The sequence below is a fragment of the Dermabacter sp. genome (assembly GCF_032550575.1).
GTDB classification, from domain to species: Bacteria; Actinomycetota; Actinomycetes; order Actinomycetales; family Dermabacteraceae; genus Dermabacter; species Dermabacter hominis.
On sequence record NZ_JAWFZC010000003.1, the window covers coordinates 164,120 to 186,185 of the forward strand.

Annotated in this window: 18 protein-coding genes; 6 read left to right on the top strand and 12 right to left on the bottom strand. The window is 63.1% G+C overall.

What is annotated here, in order from left to right:
- Positions 1 to 2: 2 nt before the first annotated feature.
- The 6 genes from E6X30_RS05045 to E6X30_RS05070 all read right to left on the bottom strand — a co-directional run bounded on the left by E6X30_RS05045 (position 3) and on the right by E6X30_RS05070 (position 7,208).
- On the bottom strand, positions 3 to 638 hold the full coding sequence (locus E6X30_RS05045; RefSeq protein ID WP_016663863.1) for a TRAP transporter small permease: 636 nt from the start codon (positions 636 to 638) through the stop codon (positions 3 to 5).
- Positions 635 to 1,573 (bottom strand): TRAP transporter substrate-binding protein, encoded by a 939-nt coding sequence (locus tag E6X30_RS05050; RefSeq protein ID WP_257876723.1) that lies wholly within the window; start codon positions 1,571 to 1,573, stop codon positions 635 to 637. Before E6X30_RS05050 ends, E6X30_RS05045 begins: the two co-directional genes overlap by 4 nt.
- A gap of 186 nt (positions 1,574 to 1,759) precedes the next feature.
- A complete protein-coding gene (locus tag E6X30_RS05055; RefSeq protein WP_016663865.1) occupies positions 1,760 to 3,061 on the bottom strand; it encodes a TRAP transporter large permease in 1,302 nt (433 codons plus the stop codon).
- A complete protein-coding gene (locus E6X30_RS05060) occupies positions 3,058 to 3,630 on the bottom strand; it encodes a TRAP transporter small permease (protein ID WP_016663866.1) in 573 nt (190 codons plus the stop codon). The genes E6X30_RS05055 and E6X30_RS05060 overlap by 4 nt, the downstream gene beginning before the upstream one ends.
- Positions 3,631 to 3,635: 5 nt before the next feature.
- On the bottom strand, positions 3,636 to 4,661 hold the full coding sequence (locus E6X30_RS05065; protein WP_016663867.1) for a TRAP transporter substrate-binding protein: 1,026 nt from the start codon (positions 4,659 to 4,661) through the stop codon (positions 3,636 to 3,638).
- Positions 4,662 to 4,694: 33 nt separating this feature from the next.
- A complete protein-coding gene (locus E6X30_RS05070) occupies positions 4,695 to 7,208 on the bottom strand; it encodes a TIM-barrel domain-containing protein (protein ID WP_040386459.1) in 2,514 nt (837 codons plus the stop codon).
- Positions 7,209 to 7,360: 152 nt separating this feature from the next.
- On the opposite strand from E6X30_RS05070, the gene E6X30_RS05075 reads away from it, so the two are divergent.
- Genes E6X30_RS05075 through E6X30_RS05085 form a run of 3 tightly spaced genes read left to right on the top strand, consistent with a single transcriptional unit; the run spans position 7,361 to position 11,237 of the window.
- Positions 7,361 to 8,398 (top strand): LacI family DNA-binding transcriptional regulator, encoded by a 1,038-nt coding sequence (locus tag E6X30_RS05075; protein WP_016663869.1) that lies wholly within the window; start codon positions 7,361 to 7,363, stop codon positions 8,396 to 8,398.
- Between the two features lie 2 nt (positions 8,399 to 8,400).
- Positions 8,401 to 9,837, top strand: a complete 1,437-nt coding sequence (gene uxaC / locus E6X30_RS05080) for a glucuronate isomerase (protein WP_016663870.1) — start codon at positions 8,401 to 8,403, stop codon at positions 9,835 to 9,837.
- Positions 9,837 to 11,237 carry a mannitol dehydrogenase family protein gene (locus E6X30_RS05085; protein ID WP_070435529.1) on the top strand — a complete coding sequence of 467 codons (1,401 nt, stop codon included), beginning with the start codon at positions 9,837 to 9,839 and terminating at the stop codon, positions 11,235 to 11,237. The genes uxaC and E6X30_RS05085 overlap by 1 nt, the downstream gene beginning before the upstream one ends.
- A 10-nt stretch (positions 11,238 to 11,247) precedes the next feature.
- Here E6X30_RS05085 and E6X30_RS05090 read toward each other — a convergent pair whose 3' ends face one another.
- From E6X30_RS05090 to E6X30_RS05105, 4 genes are all read right to left on the bottom strand, one after another.
- A complete protein-coding gene (locus tag E6X30_RS05090) occupies positions 11,248 to 12,540 on the bottom strand; it encodes a class I SAM-dependent methyltransferase (protein WP_316335820.1) in 1,293 nt (430 codons plus the stop codon).
- A 22-nt stretch (positions 12,541 to 12,562) separates the two neighbouring features.
- A complete protein-coding gene (locus E6X30_RS05095; RefSeq protein ID WP_316335821.1) occupies positions 12,563 to 13,480 on the bottom strand; it encodes a carbohydrate ABC transporter permease in 918 nt (305 codons plus the stop codon).
- Complete coding sequence (locus tag E6X30_RS05100) at positions 13,477 to 14,463, bottom strand: sugar ABC transporter permease (protein ID WP_316335822.1); 987 nt, start codon at positions 14,461 to 14,463, stop codon at positions 13,477 to 13,479. Before E6X30_RS05100 ends, E6X30_RS05095 begins: the two co-directional genes overlap by 4 nt.
- Positions 14,464 to 14,542: 79 nt before the next feature.
- Complete coding sequence (locus E6X30_RS05105) at positions 14,543 to 15,853, bottom strand: ABC transporter substrate-binding protein (protein WP_316335823.1); 1,311 nt, start codon at positions 15,851 to 15,853, stop codon at positions 14,543 to 14,545.
- A gap of 146 nt (positions 15,854 to 15,999) precedes the next feature.
- Between E6X30_RS05105 and E6X30_RS05110 the strand changes: the two genes are divergently transcribed.
- Genes E6X30_RS05110 through E6X30_RS05120 form a run of 3 tightly spaced genes read left to right on the top strand, consistent with a single transcriptional unit; the run spans position 16,000 to position 18,299 of the window.
- Positions 16,000 to 17,322: a molybdopterin molybdotransferase MoeA gene (locus tag E6X30_RS05110; RefSeq protein WP_316335824.1), complete on the top strand. Its 1,323-nt coding sequence runs from the start codon at positions 16,000 to 16,002 to the stop codon at positions 17,320 to 17,322.
- 39 nt (positions 17,323 to 17,361) lie between these two features.
- Complete coding sequence (locus E6X30_RS05115; RefSeq protein ID WP_316335825.1) at positions 17,362 to 17,655, top strand: DUF6457 domain-containing protein; 294 nt, start codon at positions 17,362 to 17,364, stop codon at positions 17,653 to 17,655.
- Positions 17,652 to 18,299 carry a hypothetical protein gene (locus E6X30_RS05120; RefSeq protein ID WP_316335826.1) on the top strand — a complete coding sequence of 216 codons (648 nt, stop codon included), beginning with the start codon at positions 17,652 to 17,654 and terminating at the stop codon, positions 18,297 to 18,299. Before E6X30_RS05115 ends, E6X30_RS05120 begins: the two co-directional genes overlap by 4 nt.
- A gap of 98 nt (positions 18,300 to 18,397) precedes the next feature.
- Here the strand turns inward: E6X30_RS05120 and E6X30_RS05125 are convergent, their stop codons facing one another.
- Positions 18,398 to 20,104 carry an ABC transporter family substrate-binding protein gene (locus E6X30_RS05125; RefSeq protein ID WP_316335827.1) on the bottom strand — a complete coding sequence of 569 codons (1,707 nt, stop codon included), beginning with the start codon at positions 20,102 to 20,104 and terminating at the stop codon, positions 18,398 to 18,400.
- A 192-nt stretch (positions 20,105 to 20,296) separates the two neighbouring features.
- Complete coding sequence (locus E6X30_RS05130; RefSeq protein WP_052126806.1) at positions 20,297 to 22,030, bottom strand: ABC transporter family substrate-binding protein; 1,734 nt, start codon at positions 22,028 to 22,030, stop codon at positions 20,297 to 20,299.
- Positions 22,031 to 22,066: the final 36 nt, after the last annotated feature.

Genomic DNA, 22,066 nt, shown 5'->3' on the forward strand with positions numbered 1-22,066 from the left:
GCTCACACCTCCGTCGTGTCGATCGAGCCACCGACGCTTCGGTGCGCTGAATGGGGGCCCGCATCTGCGCTCTGACGAGGAATCGCAGGGGCGGGGATGCCGTCGGAAGCCTGGGGCTCGAGCGATGCGAGCACACCGTGCTTTGACGCGTCAATGAGGTCCATGATGGCTACGACAACGACGATCACGCCGCACATGGGAAGCGCGAGGTACATGTGGCCGATCGTGACCGGCAATCCTGGGATCGTCTGGGTCCACGTCAGCCCTACGCCGCGGATGCCGCCCCACACGAGGCCGAGTCCGGCGAAGAGTGCGATCGCGACCTCCACCAGAACCGCGAGAATCTTTTGCACGGCGGGCGGTGCAAGGCGAGACACGATATCGACGGCCACGTGCCCGCGCTCCGCAAACACGAACGCCATCGAGAACAACGTGAGCCACACGAGCATGTACTGCGCGACGGTTGTTGACCAAGTCGAGGGCTGGCCGAGGAGTTGGCGTGCGATCACCTGCCACAACACCACGAGGACGAGCACCGCGAAGATGGCGATGCTGATCCACTTGAGAACCTCGATGATGCAGCGGCGAACTGAGGATGTAGGAGCATTGGTTCGGGTAGGGGCGCTTGCGGTACTCACTTCGACGCTCCCTTCGCTGATTGGTGTTCGCGGATTTTCGTATAGAGCTCTTCATCCTCGGAGTTCGAGAGGAACTGTTCGGCCACCGAGTCGATTGCCGGGCCGAACGCCGAGGGATCGATCTCGTGGATTGTCGAGCCGGCTTCTTTCATCGTGTCGATGGCCTTTTCGGTCTCGGTGTTCCAGAGCTCAACGAAATAGTCTTGCGCTTTGGTGAAGCAGCTCAGGAATGCTTCGCGATCCTGAACACTCATCTTCGTGAGCGTGTTTTCGCCGGCGACGATGTAGTCGAGACCCACGAGGTGGTTCGTGAGCGTGAAGTGCTTCGCGACCTCATAGTGGCGCTGCGTCACGTAGCTAATCTCATTGTTTTCCGCGCCATCGAGCACGCCTGCCTGGAGGGCGGTATACACCTCGCCGTAGGCCATCGGCGTGGGGGAGGCCCCCATTGCACGCATGAGCGCGATGAAAACATCGGACTCCTGTACGCGGATCTTCTTGCCTTTGAGGTCGTCAGGGGAAGCGACGGGAGTATTCGTGTACAGGTGACGTGATCCCTGTGTAAAACCGCCAAGGACACGGATGCTCTTTGACTCCACAAGTGACTCGAAGAGCTCGCCCACGATCGACTCGTCCTTGAGAACAGCCGCCTGATGGTCGCTATCGGTAAAGACGCCGGGCAGGTTGAGTGGGCGGAAACGAAGAGACAGGTTTTCCATCTGAGGGCTTGAAATGGCGGCCATATCCACGGCGCCATCGGCCACGAGCTGAACGACTTCCTGCTGGGCACCGAGGCTCTCGTTCGCATACACTCGCGCGCCCCAACGGCCATTCGTGGCTTCTTCAAGAAGTTCACTGAATTTCGTGAGCGCGATGTAGCTCGGGTGCGTTTCCGTTTGATTGAGGGATATGGAAAGAACGTGATCTGTGCTCACGCTACCTTCCGCCCCTCCGCACGCCGCAAGCATGCTGGCTGCGCCGGCTGCTGCTGCAAAGCCGAGAACAGACCGCCGAGAAACGGCGAGGGAGGGGCGACGGTGACGTCCATCCACCCCTGTAAAAGGGTGCATTGAAGCCATATAAATCTCCTTTGATTTCACACGCTGCTCGTTGGCTAACAGCTATAGAAGCCCCATCGCGCCCGGGAGCCACAGGGATAGCGTGGGCACGAACGTGACGACGAGCAGCATGAGGAATAGTGCTGCGAGGTACGGCAGGAGCCTCGGGATGACCTTCTCGATCGTCGTGCCCGCGAGGCTCGTGCCGATGAAGAGCACCGAGCCGACGGGCGGGGTCATCGTGCCGATGCACATGTTGAACACGAGCACCACGCCGAAGTGGACCGGGTCCATGCCGATGCCTTCCGCGATGGGGAGGAAGATCGGCGTGAAGATCAAGATCGCGGGCGTGATGTCCATGAACGTGCCAACGACGATGAGGACGATGTTGATCAGCAGGAGGATCACGATCGGGTTGTCGGAAACACCGAGGAGAAGCTCGCTAATCGCTTGCGGCATGCCCGTGTAGGCCATGACCCAACTCATCGCCGAGCTCGCGGCGATCAGCAGGAGGATCACGCCGGTCGTGCCGATCGTGCGGGCCATGATCGCCTTGATATCGCTCCACGTGAGGCTGCGGTACAGGAGCGAAAGGATGAGGCAGTACGCGACGGCGATGCCCGCACCTTCGGTCGCGGTGAAGATGCCCGCGACGATGCCACCGACGACGATGACGATGAGCAGAAGCGCCGGAATGGCTTCGAGGATGGTCTTACCGGCCTGCGCGGCGCTCACGTGTCCCGAGGTCGGGTACTTTTTGCGGATCGCATACACGAGCGCAACCGCGATCACGGTCAGGCCCATGAGGATGCCCGGCACCGCACCGGCCATGAACAGCGCCGCGATGGAGGTACCGCCCGCGATCATCGAGTACACGATGAAGGCCGTGGTCGGAGGAATGAGCAGGCCCGAGGGGGCCGACGCGATATTCGCTGCTGCGGTGAACGCGGGGTCGTAGCCACGCTCGCGCTGCTGCTTGCTCATGGTGCCGCCGATTGCGGCTGCCGCGGCGACCGCCGAACCGGAAAGGGCGCCGAACAGCATGTTGCCCACGATGTTCGTGTGCACGAGCGAGCCGGGAACACGGCCCGTGACGAGTTCGGCGAGCGCGATGAGGCGCTTGGCGATACCGCCGTTGTTCATGATGTTGCCCGCAAGAATGAACAGTGGGATTGCGAGCAGCGTGAACGACTCGAGGCCCGTGTTCATCTTCTGCATGACGACGAAGATGGCCTGGTCGGGCGGCAGAATCATGAGGATGCTCGCGAACGCGGCAACGGAAATGCCAATGGCGATGGGCACGCCAACCGCGAGCAGGAGGAAGAAGGTGCCAAACAGGAGCAGGGTGACCGTCATGGTGCTCATGCGCGGGCCTCCTTAGTCTCGGTGGGGATATCTGCGGCGGCTTCGGCCACGAGCGTCTCGTCGTCGGCGCCAAGGTCGGTGTCGGGCAGGGTTTCGCCCGTGACGTCCTCCCAAAGGTTGATGATCTGAGCGAGCACCATGAAGACGCCGCCGACGGGGGCCGCGCCATAGGAGAGGCCACGAGGGATCTGGAGGATCGCGGATGGCGCATCCAGGGAGACGAGCGTGAGCTGCGTACCGCCCCACACGATCACGATCGCCGCAAAGGCGAGCGCGAGTGCGTCGACGAGGATCATGACGATGCGCTTTCCAGCCTCGGGGAGGCGGTCGCGGAAGAATACGAGAGCCATGTGCTTGCGGTTGACGAACGCGTATGCGCCGCACAAGAAGCAGGCCCACATGAGCGAAACGGTGACGAGTTCCTCGGTCCAATCGGCAGGATCCGAAAGAACGTAGCGCGTGAACACCTGGATGATCACGAGGAGCGCCATGGCAGCGAGTAGAACGCCGGCGATCACGAACAGGGCGAGAGTGATGCCCTTCTTGAGCTTGAGCATGGTGTCGTACATGGCCTTTACGCCCCCTTGCGTGCGTGCTCAATGGCGTCGAGCACGGTGCTCACGCCGTCGTACTTGTCAACAAACTCGGGAACGATGCCCGAGGTAAGCTCGCGGAACGGCTCGCGGTCCACGTCCTTCACAAATGTGACTCCCATGGCTTCAGCATCCGTGATGGCCGTGGTGATCGCCTCACTCCAAATGGTCTTGTGCTGCTCGGTGGAGGCAACCGCCGCTTCGCTGAGGACTTTTTGGTGATCGGCATCGAGGAGCTTCCACGTTGCCTCACTGAACGAGAGGACGTCGGGAATCATGGTGTGCTCGGTGTAGGTAAAGACCTTCGCGACCTCGCCGTGCGCGGAGTCGGTCAGGGCGGTCTCATTCGATTCGGCGCCGTCCACGAGACCCGTTTGGAGGCCCGTGTAGATTTCGCCGAACGGCAGGATGAGCGGTGTGCCGCCGAGCTTGCTGATGAGTTCGGTTTGGGAACGGAAGTTCTGCACGCGGATCTTGAAGCCGCGCAGGTCGTCTGGCGTTTCGATCGCCTTGTCGACCGTGTAAAACGACCGCGCACCCGAGGTGTAGTAGGTGAGCGTGCGAAAGCCGTCCTCCGTGCTCGAATCGAAGAAGGTGCGCATGTCACCCGAATCCATCGCGCGATAGTAGTGCTCCTCGTCGTCGAAGAGGAACGGCAAGCCAAAGGCGTTGTAGCCGGAGGAGTACGGGGCGATCGACGGTGCCGCGCAGCGCACGATGTCGACGACACCGCGGCTCAGCTGTTCGATCGACTCGGTCTCGCTTCCGAGTACGCCGTTGCCGAACACCTCGATGCCGATGTCTCCGTTCGAGCGTTTATTGACCTCGTCGACGAAAATTTCGAGGGCCTTCGAGGTGGGGTGTTTGTCGCCCAGCGTGTGGGCCATGCGCAGTTTGACCTTGCCGTCCTTCGTGAACTTTCCGGATGAGCATCCGGCGAGCGCAGCGGCGGACAGCGCGGCGGCCCCGAGGCCGAGCGCCGATCGTCGTGTCATGCGACGAGTCATGTTGCCTCCTTGCAACGGTCGAGGGGAGGGGATTTACATGCCGATCATGTCGAATTGTTCGAACGAGACCACGATCGTGTGTTCGCTCGAATCCCATGGGGTTTTAATGCGGACGGTGGACGTTTCGAGATCGTAGAGCCACACGGTGGCCTGCGAGTCGAAGTCGCTCGGGTGCAGGGCGTGCGGGATCTGCTCGCCGTCGATGCTCACCCAGAAGGGTGCCTGGCCGTGGGAAATGGCCTGGAGTTCGAGCGTCGTGATGCGGGTGTCGAGGTCTCCTTCGTGGGTGAAGGTATAGACGGCTCGGTCACCGGCGGTCATGGTCACTGTTGTCGAAGAATAACGCCCGCGCGTGTAGTCCATGCTCACGCCGTCGTCTTCATAGAGCGTGAACTGGCCGTCGCGTCCCGGCGCGGTGACGAGTGTGAGGGCGTCGACCGTTTCGGTCGACACGCTCATGTGGTCCTCGCTTGCGAGCGGGACGATGCCACCTTCACGCACGAACGTGGGGATCGAGGCGAGCGTGACGGGGATGTCGTAGCTGCGCCCACCTTCGTAGCGTTCGCGGGTGGCAAGGTCGTAGAACGTTTCGTTCGCGGGGAACGTGACGGTTTTCGAGTCGGCGCCCTTGTCGACGACGTTCGCGATGAACAGCGAATCGCCGAGCATGTAGTTCACGCTCTCGTCCCACACCGCGGGATCGTGCTGGAAGGCACTCACGAGCGGTTCCGCGATTGGAAGTCCCGTGCGGTGCGCGCGCTCCATGAGCGAGTACAGGTACGGGAACAGGCGGTAGCGCAGTTGGATCGCCTCTCGCACGAGAGGAGTGAGGCTCGGGTACATCCACGGCTCTGTCACCGTGTTGTCGCTGTTGACGGAGTGGATCGAGAAGCGCGGCTGGAAGATACCGTTTTGAACCCACCGCACGAACAGTTCCCCCTCGGGCGCGGGGCCGTGGAAGCCACCGATATCGCCGCCCTGGTTAGCAACGCCCGACAAGCTCATGCCGAGCATTGTCGCGATGTTGCCCTTGAGGGTTTCCCAGCACGTGTGGTTATCGCCCGACCACGTTTGCGCGAATCGCTGGATTCCCGCGTAGCCCGCGCGGCACACGATGAAGGGGCGCGCGTTCGGGTGTGCTTTTCCGATCGCGTCGGCGGTCAGCGAGCACATAATGTTTGCCATGATCGAGCGCGCCTCGGCGAGGGGAGCACCGTAGCCGTCAAAATCGCAGCGGGCATCCTCGTCAACGATCGAGTCATACTCGCAGTTATCGTTCCAAATTGACGCCGTGCCGAAGTCGAGCATGTTTTCGGTGAGGTCTTTTTCCCAGCGCTCGCGGGCCTTGGGGTTCGTGAAGTCAACGAGGTGGCCGGGGCCGCCCCACCAGCGCGCGGGTGCCGGCTCATCCGACTCGGAGGCGCGCACGAACACGCCGTCCTCGATCAGCTCGGGCATGCGCGGGTGGACGTTCAGCACGCCGGGCTTGACGTTTGGGGAGACGACAATGCCGCGCCGCTTCGACTCGGCGAAAAACGCGGCCGGGTCCTTGAAGCGTTCCGTGTTCCACGTGAGTACGCAGCGCTTGAGGCCCTCGTCGGTTTCCTGCTGGCAAAAGCCCGAGGAGAGCTGGAAGCCGTCCATCGGGATGTTTTCACGCCGTGCGTGATCGTAGAAGTTGAGGATTGCGTCGTCTGCATCCTTCGGCAGCTCGGGGTAGTACATCGAGCTGCCGAGGTAGCCGAGCGCGGCGGCGGGAAGCATCGCCGAGGTTCCCGTGAGGAGCGTGTAGCGAGTCACGACCTCGCGGACGCTCGGGCCGGCAATGAGGAACAGATCAATATCTCCGCCGTCGGTGCGGTAGGTCGAATGGGCGGGCCAATAGTTCGAGTGGGAGCGGCCCATGTCAAAATCGCACGCGAACGTGTTGTGGTAGAAGTATCCGACGGCTGCCCCGCTCACCTCGTTCGCCTTGATGTAGAACGGGATGTGCTTATAGAGGGAATCGGCCCTCTCAGCGTCGTAGCCGAGGCAGTCCTGGGCGCGCATCGTCATGAACGACTTCGCCTTGTTGAACTCGCCGGTTTTTTCGCCGAATCCGTAGAAGTGGTCGCCCGCGGCAATTTCGCTCGTGTGGATGCGCCGCTGATTGCGGTCCAGTCGGTACCCGCGATCGATGAGATCGGCGTGGAGGAGGGTGCCGTCGGAATCGTAAACCCGGAGGCGGAAGGGCTCCCGGTCGATCTCGATCCTTAAGCGCTCCCCTCGCACGGTCACGGTGGGAGAATCGGGGTCGTTATCGAGGGTGAGGGGGGAGGGTGCGAGTCGGGTGCGTTTGGCGCCCATGTAGTCGTCGAGTTCATCGTGCCAGGCCGTGGTGACGAGGCTGTAGGACGCCTCGCGGAATGCGCCGTCATCGGTAAAGCCCGCGCGGATGCGAAGAATCTCGGGTGTGACGGCAAGCAGACGAATGGGGGCGGCATCCGTGTGGAGGGTGACGGTGGCTCCTTCCTGTGTGCTGGAAAGGAGCGTGGTGGCGTATCGCATCTTCGGGATCCCTAGTCGCGGCGGCATCGTTGATTCCTGACTCGATCAGGGTTGCACATATCGCGGCGTTGTGCAACCGGTTGCCGTCGCGCTGGCCTCGGGGGTAGTCTCGACGTGACTGCACAGGACAACGACGTCGTCGAGAGCTCAAAATGCCGAACGAACACCCCGCACCACCGCGCCGCACACCCGCGCGTCGCGTCACGATCTACGACATCGCGAAGCACGTGGGAGTGAGCGCCTCTACCGCTTCGCGTGCCCTTCACAAACCCGGCCGCGTCAGCAAAGCCACCGAAGAGCGCGTCAAGGAGGCAGCAGCAACGCTCGGCTACCGCGCAAACCCCGCCGCTCGTGCCCTTCCCACGGGCCGCACTGGAACCATCGCACTGCTCGTTGCCGACATCACGAACCCCGTGTCATTCGAGATTGTTCGCGGCGCCGAACGCGAGGCAGAAAAGGACGGCTACGTACTCGTCACGTCCGAGTTTCGCGAGGACCACGTGAAGGAAGCCTCGCGTGCCCGCTCCCTCGCGCCTTCGGTTGACGGTTTCGTTCTCGCCAGCTCCCGTTTGGACGACGACGCGATTGCGACAATCGCGGCTCTCAATCCCGTGGTCACGATCAATCGCGAGTCGCCGTCGGCCTTTTCAGTCCTTGCGGATCACGAGCCAGCCCTGCGAGAACTCGTGCGAATCCTCGCCGCAGAGGGGCACGACCGCCTTTGCTACCTCGGAGGCCCCGAGAGCTCGTGGACGAACGCGAAGCGCTGGGCGGTCATCGAAGCCGCTGCCCGCGACGAGCAGATCGAGGCCCTCACGATCGGCCCGAACCGCCCCACCCGCGAAGCGGGGCAGCGCGCTCTCGACGCGGTGCGGGATACGGGTGCGAGCGCCGTGATCGCCTACAACGACATCATGGCGATTGGCCTGCTCACCGCCGCACGAGACGCTGATCTTCGCATTCCCGAGGACTTTTCGATCGCCGGCATCGACGACATTTTCGGCTCCGACTTCACCTGTCCGCCGCTCACCACAATCGCCGCACCGCTCGAAGACATGGGCGCCGCAGCCATCCGCCACGTTCACGCCGCGCTCAGCGGCGAGCGCGATCGTGGAACCGATAGGTACCCCACGCAGCTACTCATGCGAGGCTCCGTCGGCCCCGCACCCCAACCGAAAGGGAGAAAGTGACAGTGACGCTCGACCTCAACCCCGACCGACTCTTTCCCGCCGACCCCGAAACGCGCGCCCTCGCACGCGAAATCTATGCCGAGGTGAAGGACCTCCCAATCCTTTCCCCGCACGGACACGTGGACCCGCGCCTCCTTCTCGACAACGAGCCGTTCGCGGACCCCACCACCCTGTTCCTCACCTTCGACCACTACGTGTTCCGTATGCTCCACGCGAACGGCGTCAACCTCCGCGATGTAGGCGTGGGCACCGCCGATCCTGTCGATCCGCGCGAGGCCTGGCGTATTCTCTGCGCGAACTGGCACGTCCTCGAGGGAACCGCGAGCGGCTACTGGCTCACGGATGAATTCGTGTCGCTCTTCGGCATCGACGAGGAACCTAGCGCGCAAAGCGCCGATCGGCTCTACGACCAGATCGCCGAGAAACTCGCGACCGAAGAGTTCCGCCCGCGTGCCCTTTTCGCGCGGTTCAAGATCGCCTTCCTCGCGACGACCGACGACCCGCTCGACGACCTCGAGGCCCACGCCGAACTCACGCGCCTGCACGAGGCCGGCGAGCTCTACGGCCGCGTCGTTCCCACATGGCGCCCCGACCGCTTCCTCGACCCGAACAAACCCGGCTTCACCGAGGCCGCGACCGCGCTCGCGGACAGCGTGGGCGGCGACCCGCGCTCGCTTACGGACTACCTGCGCGCCCTCAAGGCCTCGCGCGAACGCTTCATCAAGGCCGGCGCGATCTCCGCCGACCACGGAGTGCCGACCCCGTACACGATCGACCTCGACGACGACGCACTCGAGGCGCTCCTCGTGAAAGCGGTCGATGGGACGGCGAGCGAGGCCGAGAAGCGCGACTTTACGGGCGCGATGCTCGTGCGCTGCGCCCAGATGAGTGTCGAAGACGGCCTCGTCATGACGCTGCACCCAAGCGTGTTCCGCAACCATTCGACGGCGACGTTCGAGCGGTTCGGTCCCGACACCGGCCACGACATTCCCGAGCAGATCGAATACACGCGCAACATTCGCCCGCTTCTCGAAAAGGTGGGGCTTGAGGAGGGCTTCCACCTCGTGCTTTTCGGTATCGACGAAACGATGTATTCACGCGAAGTTGCCCCGCTCGCAGGCTTTTATCCGAGCGTGTTCATCGGCGCCCCCTGGTGGTTCATCGATGCGCCCGACGCGATCATTCGCTTCCGTTCGGCGATCACCGAAACCGCGGGATTCACGCGGGGTTCCGGTTTCATCGACGATACGCGCGCGTTCCTCTCCATTCCTACGCGCCACGACATGGCGCGCCGCTGCGACGCGGCGTTCCTCGCGCGCTACGTCATGGAGGGGCGCCTTCCCAAGTCGAGCGCGCTACGGATCATCCGCGAGCTCACAGTTGACCAGCCCGCGCGAGTCTTCAAACTCGAATCGATGCTTTCGAAGGGAGAGAAGTGATGACTGTTCTCAGCCGCGACGCCGATCTCACTGCCAAGGGCGGCCTCGAGCCGCGCCCCGTGCGTATTGTCCACTTGGGCCTCGGAGCGTTCTTCCGCGCCCATCAGGCGTGGTACACGAGCGAGGTGGATGACGACGGCGAATGGGGATTCTCCGCCTACACGGGCCGTAGCCCCCGCGCCGCAGAGGAACTCTCGGCCCAGGACTGCCTGTACACGCTCATCGTGCGCGGGGCCGAAGGCGATGATGCGCAGGTCATGTCGGTCATTTCCGAGGCGCACGCGGCGAACGACCTCGAAGGTTTGTGCGCAGACCTACGCTCGCCCGACGTCTCGCTCGTGACCCTCACCGTCACCGAGGCCGGGTACGGCACCGACGCGAAGGGTGCGCTCGACCGCGCCAACGACGCGGTCGCGGCAGATCTGAAAGCGCTTGAGGAGTATGCCGCGGGCACGGCCGGCGAAGGGGAGTCCGACGCCCGCCTGCCCCAGCTCGAGACCGCCCTCGCGCGTCTCGTGCTCGGCCTCGACGCGCGCCGCCGCTCGGGAGCCGGCGCGATCACGATCGTGCCGTGCGACAACCTCCCCGGCAACGGCCCGCTCACGCGCGGCGTGATCAATGAATACGCGGCGTGCCTTGGCGCCGAGGCCGCGACGTGGATCAAGGACAACGTGTCGGTGACCTCCACCTCGATCGACCGGATCACCCCGAAGGCGACAGACGCCGATCGGGCAACGGCGCAGGAGCTCACGGGCCTCGAGGACGCCTCTCCGGTCGTCACCGAGCCTTTTGCCTCGTGGATTATCGAGGGCGAGTTCGTGGGCGACCGTCCCGCCTGGGAGAAGGCCGGTGCGATTTTCACGGATGACCTTGAACCTTACGAAAACCGCAAGCTGTGGCTCCTCAACGGTGCGCACACGCTGCTCGCGAACGCCGCCGTGAATCGCGGCTACGAGACCGTCGCCGAGGCTATCGGCGATCGCGAGGTCCGCGCCGAGGTTGAGACGCTGTGGGACGAGGCCTCGCGGTATCTCCCGGGCGAGGTCGAGGCCCCCGCCTACCGAGAGGCGCTCCTCGAGCGGTTCGAGAACCCCAACATCAAGCATCTGCTGTCGCAGATCGGCAATGACTCGCTCGCGAAACTGCGCATCCGCATCCTCCCCATCACCCTCAAGGAGCTCGCGGCGGGGCGTGAAGCCGCAGGGGCCGTGCCCGCAATCGCCGGGTGGATTCGCCGCCAGCGTGATGGCGTAGCCTCGCCCGATGCGCAGCAAAGCGCGATCGATCAGGCCGCGGCGAATGCGGGGGAGGGCGGCATCGAGCGTGCCCTCATCGCACTGCTCGAGCCGGAGCTACTTGAGTACCCGAACTTTGTGGAGCGCGTGCTCGCGGCAGTCTAGGCTCTGCGCACTAGCAGGCCTCGGCGATAATCGCGACGCGGCTGCCACCGGCCCGCGTGGCGATAAGCGTCGCCGCGCGCGGTGCGCGCCGATCAAGCTTGAGTTCGCTCCTGAGCCTTGCCGGATCGATATCCATGCCGCGCTTCTTCACTTCAAGCGTGCCCACCTCGAGCTCGCGCAGCCGCGCCGCGATCTTCTTGACCGTGAACGGTATGACCTCACGCACTCGGAATGCGCGCGCGAGAGACGAATCGAGAGCCGCTTGCGAGGCATCATCGCTGCTCAGGTAGGCAATCGAGTCGTCAATCGTGTGCGCGCCAAGCTTTCGCGCGAGCGTCCCCAGAAGGCCCGCGCGAATCACCGCGCCATCGGGCTCCCACAGGTACGCGCAAATCGAGCCCACGGGAGGGTTGCGCAGCTCGGTCTCGTCACTCGAATCGGGCACGAGTTGGGCTGAGCGAGCGTCGGAACCGAGCACGAGGGCTGAGCGCGCGATCACGGCGCCCTCGGCGAGGGCGCCGGCGGGTCCGACGGTTGCCTCGCTCGGTACCGCGAGCGCACCCTCGCCGACGCGTCTGGCGAGCGGGCCGAAGTACATGCACGCCTCGAGAACCTGGCCGCGCCAACTGACCCACTGCGTCTCCGTGCCCGGCACGAGGTGCTCGTGATCGATCGCGGGGGCGAGTTTTGCACCCACCGCGCCAACCTCATCGGCTACCGCGCGAACGAAGGAGAGCGGCGGCGTGGCCTCCTCGGGGTCGTGAATGCGCGTCGTGCGGCCGCGGCGGCTCTGACGGCGTGCGGGGTCGAACCACGCGCCGTCGAGGTGTGAAAAATCGACGTCCTCGGCCCGGCCAAGCGTGATGCGCGCATTCGGGAAGAGACGCACGTTCACCGTTGCGAGTGCCGCCGTTTCCTCATCGCAGTCCACGCCTAGAACCTCGAGGCCGAGGGCGGCCTTTGCGATCGTGTCGCCCCCGAGTCCGCAGCCAAGATCGGCAACGCGCCGAACCTGGGCGTCGCGAAACCGCGCGGCGTGATGAGCCGCCACCTCGAGCCGCGTGGCCTGCTCGAGCCCGTGCGCAGTGAACAGCATGCTCGAGGCGAAATCGCCAAACTTGTCGCGCGCCTTGCTGCGCAGACGTGACTGGGTGAGGGCCGCCGCGATGAGTTCGGGGGAGTGGCCTTCGCCGCGCAATCGCTGCGAGAGCGCAAGAGAGCCCTCCTCGGAATACTCGGGAAGCGAGTCGAGGAGGGCCATACCCTCGGGCGTGAGGAGCTGCGAAAGACCGGAAGAACTCATGCCCTTAAGGCTACGCGACGGGCTACTTGAGCGAGCCCGCGCTCAAACCACCAACGATGCGGCGCTGGAACACGAGCACCATGATGATGAGAGGAACCGTCACGATCACGCCCGCCGCCATCTTCGTGCCGTAGGGAGTGTCGAACTGCGAAATGCCCGTGAACTTCGAGATTGCGACGTTCGCGGTCTGCATCGCGGGGTCGTTGACCATCGTGAGAGCGATGAGGAACTCGTTCCACGCGGCGATGAAGGTGATGATCGCCGTCGTGAAGATGCCCGGTGTCGCGAGCGGGAGGATCACCCTCACGAACGCGCCGATACGGGTGGTGCCATCGACCATCGCCGCCTGTTCGAGCTCCACGGGAAGCTGCCGGAAGAACGCGTTGAGGTTCCACACGGCAAGGGGGAGCGCAAAACTAATCGTTGGCAGGATCATCGCCTGGTAGGTGTTGATCCAGTTGATCGGCGCCCAATCGTAACCGCCGCTGAACAGCTTCAAGAGGGGAACAACGAGCGTGATCACGGGGAACATCGACGTCGCGACGATCGCGAACATCACGAAGACCTTGCCCCAGAAGTTGAGGCGTGCAAGCGCGTACGCGCCCGCCGTTCCGAGTAGCAGCACGAGGAGGGTAGTGCCGCCCGCGACAATAAGCGAGTTGAGAAGTGCGCGTGCGAAGTTGTTGGAGGGATCGAATACGGCCTTGTAGTTCTCGATCGAGATCGGATTCGGGATCAGATCGGTCGAGCGCCCCATGCTCGGCAGTCGCAGGGAGCTCACGAGCATCCAGTAGAACGGCGCGAGGCAGTACACGAGGATGAACGCGACACCGAGACCGACGATGATCTTCGCTCCAGTGTTGCCCTTGTGCTTCTTGAGCGTTACGGGCGTGCGCGGCGTCTCGTTTTCGGATGCAGTGTGGGTGGCGGCAGTGCTCACGGCATGCTCCCCTCGGTCACGGTGGTGTTTTTACTGGCAAGCAGGCTCGGCCGCTTCGTGTTCTTCTTCGGCTTTTTCTTGGCGCTATCGCCAAGCACATCGGCCCCAAGCAGCTTGATGAAGACGAAGGCTACGAGGCAGATGTAGCAGAACAGCACAATCGAATACGACGACGCCATGCCGTAGTTGGTCTTGGTTGCGGCATCCTGCGCAAGCATCGAGAGGGTCTGGCCAGACTTAAGTCGGCCGAGGAGCACATACGGAAGATCGAACATGCGCATCGCATCGAGCATGCGGAACAAAACGGCCACGACGAGCACGGGGCGGATCATGGGAAGCGTAATGCGCCAGAAGGTTTGCCAGCGATTCGCGCCATCGACCTTCGCCGCCTCGTAAATCTGCTCGTCGATCGTCTGGAGCCCCGCGAGGGTCAACAGGCCAATGTACGGGGCTGTCTTCCAAATATCGGCGATGAGCACCGCGGCCTTCGCTTGCCACCCCTCGGTGGTCCACAGCACCTGGTGCTGGATCAGCTTGTTCGCGATGCCGTTCGCGTCAAAAATGAGCTGCCACATGAGGGCCGAGACAACCGTCGGAATGGCCCACGGGACGAGAATCGACGCGCGGATGAGGCCCGTGGCGCGCATCGCACGGGCCATGATGAGCGCCATGGCAACGCCGAGCACGGTCTCGATGCTGACGCCAATAATCGTGAAGAGCGTGGTGTTCCAAAAGGCATTCCAGAACCCGGCGCCCGCGCCGACTGACGTGAAGGCGTCCATGTAGTTCTTGAAGCCCACGAAGGTATCGCCTTGCTGGATGAAGCCCGTCTCGGGGTCGATCCCACCGTTGGCGACGAAGAAGGACTGCCACACGGAGAGCACGAGCGGGAAGCCCACGACGATCGCCAAAAGGACAAGCGTGGGCAAGAGGAGTAGATAGGCGAGGCGACCTTCGCCTTTCGAGATGTCGGAGCGAGACATGCAGCGTTCCCTTCAAAGGGTTGAAAGCGGATCGGGCCCGCGGCACTGTGATGAGCGCCGCGGGCCCGATTCATAGCGTTTAGGCCTGAAGTTCCTCGAGGGTCTTCTGGAGTTCGTCGAGCGAGGCGTCGACCTCCTTCTCGCCCGAAAGGACGCTGTAGGTGGCCTCTTGGATCGCCTGCGTGACATCGCCGTACTTGACGGCTTGCGGACGCGACGTGCCCTTGTCAATCGCTTTCTTGAGCGTCGTGAAGAACGGGTACTTCTTGAGAACGTCGGCATCCTCGTACACCGCGGCGTTGGCGGGAGCCTGCGAGGTCGCGAGGGTCCATTCCTTCTGCTGAGTTTCCTCGACCATGAAGGCGATGAAGTCGATTGCGGTGCCCATATTCTTGCCGAACGCCGAAATCGCGTAGTTCAAACCACCGAGTGCCGCTGAGCCCTCTGCGCTGCCGATCCCCGGGACCGGGCAAACGTCGAACTTGCCGTTGATCTTCGACGAGCCATCTTCAGCGCTCGCGAGATCCCACACGTACGGCCAGTTCTGGAGGAAGGCAAGGCGACCGTCCTGGAAGGCCTGTCGGCTTTCCTCTTCCTTGTAGGTGAGGGCCTCTTCGGGGATGAACTTCTTGTCGAATCCGTCCTTGACCGCCTTGAGGCCAGCCTTCGCCTCATTGGAGTTTGCCTGGGGCTTGCCTTCCTTATCGAACAGGTCTTTGCCCGCGGACTTCGCAAGGCCCGTGAGCTGCACCGTGATGCCTTCGTACTTCGAGTACTGCGAGCCGAAACCGAGGGTGTCCTTGCCCTCTTCGGTTCCGCGAATCGCTTCGATCATCTGGTACATCTCCTCGAAGCTCTTGGGCGGCTCGTTCGAGCCGGCCGTTTCGAGGAGATCCTTGCGGTAGAAGAGGAGCTCAGCGTTCGTCGTGTAGGGCACGGCGTAGAGTTTGTCGAAATACTTAGCCGTGTCCACGGTCGAGGGAATGAGCTTATCGAGCTTGAACTTATCCTCGGGAAGCTCGACCACCCACTGCTGGGCAGCGAACTCGGCCGTCCACACGACGTCGAGGCCGAGCACGGTGTAGGCATCGGACTTCGCCTGCGCGTTATTGATGAACTGCGAGCGCTGCTCATCAGCCGATTCGGGAAGCTCGACGAGCGTCACCTTTTCATCGGCGTGGTCCTTGTTCCACTTCTCGAGGAATTCCTTGAGCTTGCCGGAGGTGTCTTTACCGGTCGCGAAGGTGATCGGACCGCGCTCGTCAAAATTGCCCTTGGCGCCGCTCGCGCCGCCGACTTTCGAATTGTCATTGGAACACGCAGCGAGGCCGGCGACAGCAGCACCAGCTGCGGTGGCCGCGAGGACTGAACGACGGGTGGGGTTAAACATTGGGGATCCTTCCACTCTTATCCGAAAGCAGCGTTGCATCCGGGCCCGGGCAACGTTACTCCGGGTGTGGTCCCATTGTAGGGCACGTGAGGCTTGCGTCACGCATCGGCCAACCACCACTGGCGCGTTCGCGAGCGTGTACGTTGGTGAGCAATGATCCCGCTGCCACGAAAGATGTCGATATGCACGTGAGCCTCGACGAATGGCGCGCGCGAGTGATCGCACTCGCCGCCCTCGCCCCTGACCGCACCGAAGACGCCCCGCTCGCGGGGGCGCTTGGCCGGAGGCTCGCCGAACCCCTGACCGCCCGCATCCCCGCCCCGCAGTTCCGTATGAGCGCGATGGATGGGTTCGCCGTGAGTACGCGTGAACTCGGGCTGGGAGAGGGAGCGGCCGACGCTTGCCCCGCCGGGCTCGAGGTCACGTGTGACATCTCTGCTGGCAGGGCAGCCGTCGGAAAACGCCGCTCGGGAACTGCCGCGCGCATCATGACGGGCGGCCTGCTGCCCGATGACCTCGATGTCGTGATCCCGGTCGAGTTCACGGATGCCGACCCCACGGCGGATCGCGCCCCCGCGTGCATCACCCTCGCGATTGCCGAAGCCGACCGAGCCAAAGCGCTCGCGCCGGGTCGCCACGTGCGCGAGGTCGGCGAGGAGATTCCCGAAGGCGATGTTCTCGCCCGCTCCGGCGACATCGTGACCCCCGAGCTGATCGGTATCGCCCTCTCGGTGGGGGTGACGCATGCGCGACTGACGCGGCCGCGCCGAGTCGCGATCGTCATGACGGGCGACGAGCTCGTGACCGATCTGCACCCGGATGCGGGAGCGCGATGCGGCGCCGTGCTCGAATCAAATGGACCGATGCTCGAGGCGACATGCGCGCGCTTCGGGGCTGAGGCAAGCATCCATCACGTCGGTGACGATCCCGCAGAGCTCATTGGACTCGCGCGCTCCATCGCGCCGCGGCACGACCTCATCGTGACGACGGGCGGTGTCGGCTCTGGCGCGCGCGATGTCGTGAAAGCGGCCTTCGGTGAGGGCTTCGGCGCCACGCCAGGCCTCAGCTGTTCCATCTTCGAACACCTCGCGATGCGCCCCGGGGGGCCGCAAGGCGTGGGGCGACTGCCCATCGACCATGCCGAAGGCAGCGCCACGATCCCCATGGTGCACCTTCCCGGAACTCCCGTCGGCGCCTTCACAGCGTTCCATGTCTTCGTCGCGCCGCTGCTCGGCGCGCCCTCGCGGCCCATCACCCTCCCGCTCGAGAACGTGCGCCGCAAGGATCGCCCGCTCAAGGCCGGCGCAACTGTGAAACCCGCCCACCTCTCGATCGAGCACGGGCGCCTGATCGCGACCCAGTGCGAGGGGCCGCGCCTTCGCCCGTTCGCTGAAGCGAACGCCCTTCTCATTCTCGAGCGCGACCGCGCGCGCGTCCTCTCGCTCGGCGGCAGCCTCGGTGCTCGATAGGCGATAATGGGCACGACCCCAAGTGAAGGAGACACACTCATGAGCCCCAAGGCTGACGACCCGGCAATGATCGAAGCCCTTCAGCGTTTTATCGACGCCTCCGCCGAGGATGCCGGCTTCACCCCGACCTTCACCGAGGACGACCGCGACCTCATCCTCTCGCTTACGGGCGTCGCCGCCCACACCGTCGTGCGCCCCGCGGGGCCCTTCGCGGCAATGGCGGTCGGCTACCTCGTGGGCAGCGGCCGCGCGAAAACGTGGGCCGACGCTCACGACCAGGTGAAACGCTTCGTACGCGCCTACATCGGCGATCCCGTCGAAGGCGACCAGTGACGCCCAACTTCGATACCGAAGGCGAAAAACCCATCTCTCTGCGTCCCGCGAGCGCACTGTGGATTCCCGCTCTCACGTGGGCGATCATCGCGTTCCTCCTCGCCGACGCCATCCTCAAAAACCGCTGGGACACCGTCCTCCAGTTCGGCCCGTGGCTCGCGCTCGCCGCCTCTCTCGTGTGGCTCGTCCTGTTCTCACCCGCGACCCTCGTCTACCAACGTGGCGTGGTCATCCGCAACGTTTTTCACGAGTACAGCGCCCCCTACGGCGCAATCGACCACATCGGCCTTGGCGCCATGGTCTCGATCCGTGCCCGCACAGAAAGTGGCACGACCCGCACCATTACCGCCTGGAACGCTCCGGGAATTGGGCGCGATAAACCTGCCGACGCCTACGTGCGAATCTCCGGCCGCGACCGACGCTCAGGCCGCCAGCACATCGGCCCCGCGGAACGCCTTCGCAACGATCAGGAACGCTCACCCTCGCGTGTTCTCGTGAGTGCGTGGGAGGCATGGCAGATCGCGCACCACAAAGATTCCGACGCCAGCTCGATAGCCGCGACTGTCCAGTCCCACGTGAGGATCATCTCCCTCGCGATCCCGGTTGCGTTCCTCATCCTCGGGGTGCTGACCTGGGCCCTCTAGCGTCGGCCCCCTCGATTGCGCGCATACGAAACGGGCCGGGCCTCGCCCTCCTCGAAAACTCGTGGAGAGCGAAACCCGGCCCGTAGCCAGAAAACCGATCAGGCCTTCTTGCCCACGGCGGTCCAGTCAGTCGTCTCGAACTGCGCCGCGCCGACATTCACGAAGCCCTCCGTGAGGCCAATAATCGTGGGCGTCGCATAGAACGGAAGCACCGTGTATGCGCCTGCCTGAACCTTCGAGAACTCGTTCGCGATCTCCTTGCGCTTCCCCTCATCGAGCTCCGAGTGAAGCTTCTTGTTGAGGTCGGTGAGTTCTTCGGGAGCAAAGCCCGTGAAGTTCTGGCCCGATCCTTCGAGGAACACGTTCGTGCCCGACTGCTCAGCGAAAAGCGTGCCGCGCCACCCGAAGGTCACAGCCGCAAAACGGCCAGGAACGACGTAGTCATCGAAGTACTTGTCGCTCGGAACGGTCTTCAGATCAACCTTGAAACCGACCGCGTTGAGGTTCGTCATGATCTGGCGAGCGCGATCCTCGTTCGACTTCGCCTCGGCCGGAATAAGGATCGAGAAGGCAAGGGGCTTGCCATCCTTCTCATAAACATCCCCGTTCTTCTTGTAGCCAGCTTCCTCAAGAAGCTTCTGCGCTGCTTCCGGATCAAACTTGAGGCCACCGAAGGAATCCTCGTAGCCCTCCTGGCCGGGCATGTAAATGAAGTTGTCCACGAGAATCACGGGCGATTCGAGGGGCTCCATCACCGCACGCGCCACGGCGTTGCGGTCAATGCTGCGGAAGATCGCCTCGCGCACCTTCGCATCGCCAAGCGCGCCCTCGGCGCCGCCCACGTTAAGCGTGAGGTGCGACCACGAAAGACCGTTCGACTTCTGGATCACGGCATTCTTGCGGCCCTTCGCCTGGCCGTAGGTATCACCATCAGCGATCTCGATCATGTCGAGCTCGCCATTCACGAACGCCTGCGCCATGTTCTGCTGGGTCGTCACCTTGAAGATGATCGTTTCAAGCTTCGGGGCGCGGCCCCACCACTTGTCATTGCGCTTCACCGTGACCACGCCGCCGGTGGCATCAATGTTGTCGATCTTGAACGGGCCGCGCGTGAGGGGCGGTTCGCTCGAGAGACCGTTGAACGCCTCGGGCGTTGCAGTGATGGCCTTCGGCAAGCTCGGGTAGAGGTACACGTTCCAGAACGGGAACGTCTCCGCGTACTCGATCTCCGCCTCAAAGTCGTTGATCTTGCGGATCTCCTTGATCGAGCTCCAGCCGGTCGTCGAAGCGGTCTGGTACTTGTCGTTTTCCCCGTTCTGGGCCTTCTGCTGAGAAATCAGGTCATCGACCGTCACGGGCGTACCGTCGCTCCACACGGCCTTCTCATTGAATTTCACGGTGACGATCTGCGGATCTTCGCTCGTCAGCTCAGCCGACTTGATGTAGTCGGGATCAGGCTTGACCTCGCCGTTTTCCGAAGCCTTGAGCGGGGTCTGCGGGCAGACGGTCTCCATGATCGCGGAGAGAGAAACCTCGTTGCCGTCGATGTGGCTTTGGTTCCAGTTCGCGGGAATCTGAGGGATCGCCACGGTAAACGTGCCGCCATCGGCAACCTTGTCGTAGTCAACGCGCTCCCACGCGGTCGACGGCAGCTTCATCTGCTCCTCGACAGCCTTGTCGTTAGCGGCGTTTGCCTGCTGGGCCTGTTCCTCCGCGCTCTTTTGCGAGCACGCCGTGAGGGCTGCGGCAGCGCCGGTGAGCGCGGTGCCCTGGAGGAAGAGACGACGGGTGCTAGTGAAAGCCATGATGGCCTTTCTCGAGAGGGGATAATTCCACGTTAATGTTATCCACGTTTCATCGGTATTTCGGACATAAGGCCTGTTGAGACGGGTAGTTGTGGGGCAACGAACATTGGAGATGAACAAAAGTGACCCCGCTTTTGCGCGTATGCGCAAAGGCGGGGTCAGCTCGTGGTGGCGCGCTAGCGCGATGAAGTCTTAGCCCTCCATGCCCTTCTTGTAGCCCACCGCCGTGTAGTCCACGGTCTCAAACTGTTGCGAGCCAATATTCACGAGGCCTTCCTTCAGGCCGGTGATGTTCGGTGTCGCATAGAACGGGAGAACCGTGTAGCTCGAAGCAACCTGCTTCGAATACTCGTTCGCGATCTCGCGGCGCTTGTCCTTATCCAGCTCGGTCTGGAGGCGCTTGTTGATCTCGTTGAGCTTCTCATCCTTGAAGCCGGTGTAGTTCTGGTTCGAATCCGGAAGGTACGTGTTCGAGCTCGACAGCTCCGCAAGGAGAGTACCCACCCAGCTGAACGTCGCGAAGTCGAAGCTCTGCTTGAGAATGTAGTCCGTGAAGTACTTGTCGCTCGGAACCGTCTTGAGGTCGACCTTGAAGCCGGCCTGGTTGAGGTTCGTCATCACCTGACGTGCGCGATCCTCGTTCGACTTCGTCTCTGCGGGAATGACGATAGAGAACTTGAGCGGCTTGCCGTCCTTCTCGTACACGTCGCCCTTGAGCTCATAGCCGGCGTCCTCGAGGATCTTCTTTGCCTTATCGGTCTCAGCATCGCCCGAAAGCTCGCCATCGAACGAATCCTCGTAGCCCTCCTGGCCAGGCATGTAGACGTAGTTGTCCTTGAGAACAACGGGCGCCTCGAGCGGCTCGACGACGGAACGGCCCACGGCGTTGCGGTCCACGGCGGCGAAGATCGCCTTGCGCACCTCGACGTCTTCGAGAACCCCGCCGCCACCGTTGACGTTCATCGTGAGGTGGGTCCAGGTGAGACCGTTCGAGCGCTGGATCTGCGCGCCCTGACGGCCCTTCGCCTGGCCAAGCGTGTCGCCGTCGGCGATGTCGATGATGTCGATCTCGCCGTTCGCGAACGACTGCGGCATGTTCTGCTGAGTCGTGACCTTGAAAATCACCTTCTCAAGCTTCGGGGCGCGGCCCCACCACTTGTCATTGCGTTCCAACGTGACGACGCCGCCGTTGCGGTCGATGTTCGTGATCGTGAACGGGCCGCAGCCTGGAACCGGGTCGTTCACATAGCCGGTGTTGAAGGCTTGTGGCGTCTCGAATAGTGCCTTCGGACCCGAGGGATAGGTGAAGCTCAACCAGTCGGGGAACGCAGTCTTGTACTCGATCTCCGCCGTGAAGTCGTCCTTCGCGCGGATCTCCTTGATCGAATCCCAGCCCTGCGTGGTGACGGCTGAAAATTCCTCGTTTTCGCCGTTGCAGGCCTTCCACTCGGCGATGAGATCGTTCACCGTCACGGGAGAGCCGTCGTTGTCCCACACGGCCTTCTTGTTGAACTTCACGGTGACGACCTGCGGGTCCTCGCTCGTGAGTTCGGCCGATTCAACGTAGTCGGGGTTCGGGCTCATCTCGCCCTTTTCGTCCGCCTTGATGTGGTTGCTGTAACCCTTCCAGTACGACACGCTCGAGGTCGACACCTCATTGCCGTCGATGTGGCTGGGGTTCCAGTTCGCGGGGATCTGACCGATCGCGATCATGAGCGTGCCACCGTCGGCAACCTGCTCATAATCGAGTCGATCCCACGCAGTCGAGGGAAGCTTCTCTGCTTCCTTCGCAGCGGCGTCATTCTTTTTCTTGTTGGCTTCCTTCTGCTCCTCGGCGCTCTTCTGTGAGCAGCCTGCGACGGCCGCGGCCACACCGGTGATAGCCGTGCCTTGGAGGAAAAGTCGGCGAGTACTCGTGATCTTCATGGTTATCTCACTTCCTGTGGGAAGCCGCGGCCCGAT

Coding starts and splice junctions, on each gene's coding strand:
- E6X30_RS05055 (WP_016663865.1), bottom strand. CDS start 3,061: ATGAGCACCATGACGGTCACCCTGCTCCTGTTTGGCACCTTCTTCCTC.
- E6X30_RS05060 (WP_016663866.1), bottom strand. CDS start 3,630: ATGTACGACACCATGCTCAAGCTCAAGAAGGGCATCACTCTCGCCCTG.
- E6X30_RS05065 (WP_016663867.1), bottom strand. CDS start 4,661: ATGACTCGTCGCATGACACGACGATCGGCGCTCGGCCTCGGGGCCGCC.
- E6X30_RS05070 (WP_040386459.1), bottom strand. CDS start 7,208: ATGCGATACGCCACCACGCTCCTTTCCAGCACACAGGAAGGAGCCACC.
- E6X30_RS05075 (WP_016663869.1), top strand. CDS start 7,361: ATGCCGAACGAACACCCCGCACCACCGCGCCGCACACCCGCGCGTCGC.
- E6X30_RS05085 (WP_070435529.1), top strand. CDS start 9,837: ATGACTGTTCTCAGCCGCGACGCCGATCTCACTGCCAAGGGCGGCCTC.
- E6X30_RS05090 (WP_316335820.1), bottom strand. CDS start 12,540: ATGAGTTCTTCCGGTCTTTCGCAGCTCCTCACGCCCGAGGGTATGGCC.
- E6X30_RS05100 (WP_316335822.1), bottom strand. CDS start 14,463: ATGTCTCGCTCCGACATCTCGAAAGGCGAAGGTCGCCTCGCCTATCTA.
- E6X30_RS05105 (WP_316335823.1), bottom strand. CDS start 15,853: ATGTTTAACCCCACCCGTCGTTCAGTCCTCGCGGCCACCGCAGCTGGT.
- E6X30_RS05115 (WP_316335825.1), top strand. CDS start 17,362: ATGAGCCCCAAGGCTGACGACCCGGCAATGATCGAAGCCCTTCAGCGT.
- E6X30_RS05125 (WP_316335827.1), bottom strand. CDS start 20,104: ATGGCTTTCACTAGCACCCGTCGTCTCTTCCTCCAGGGCACCGCGCTC.
- E6X30_RS05130 (WP_052126806.1), bottom strand. CDS start 22,030: ATGAAGATCACGAGTACTCGCCGACTTTTCCTCCAAGGCACGGCTATC.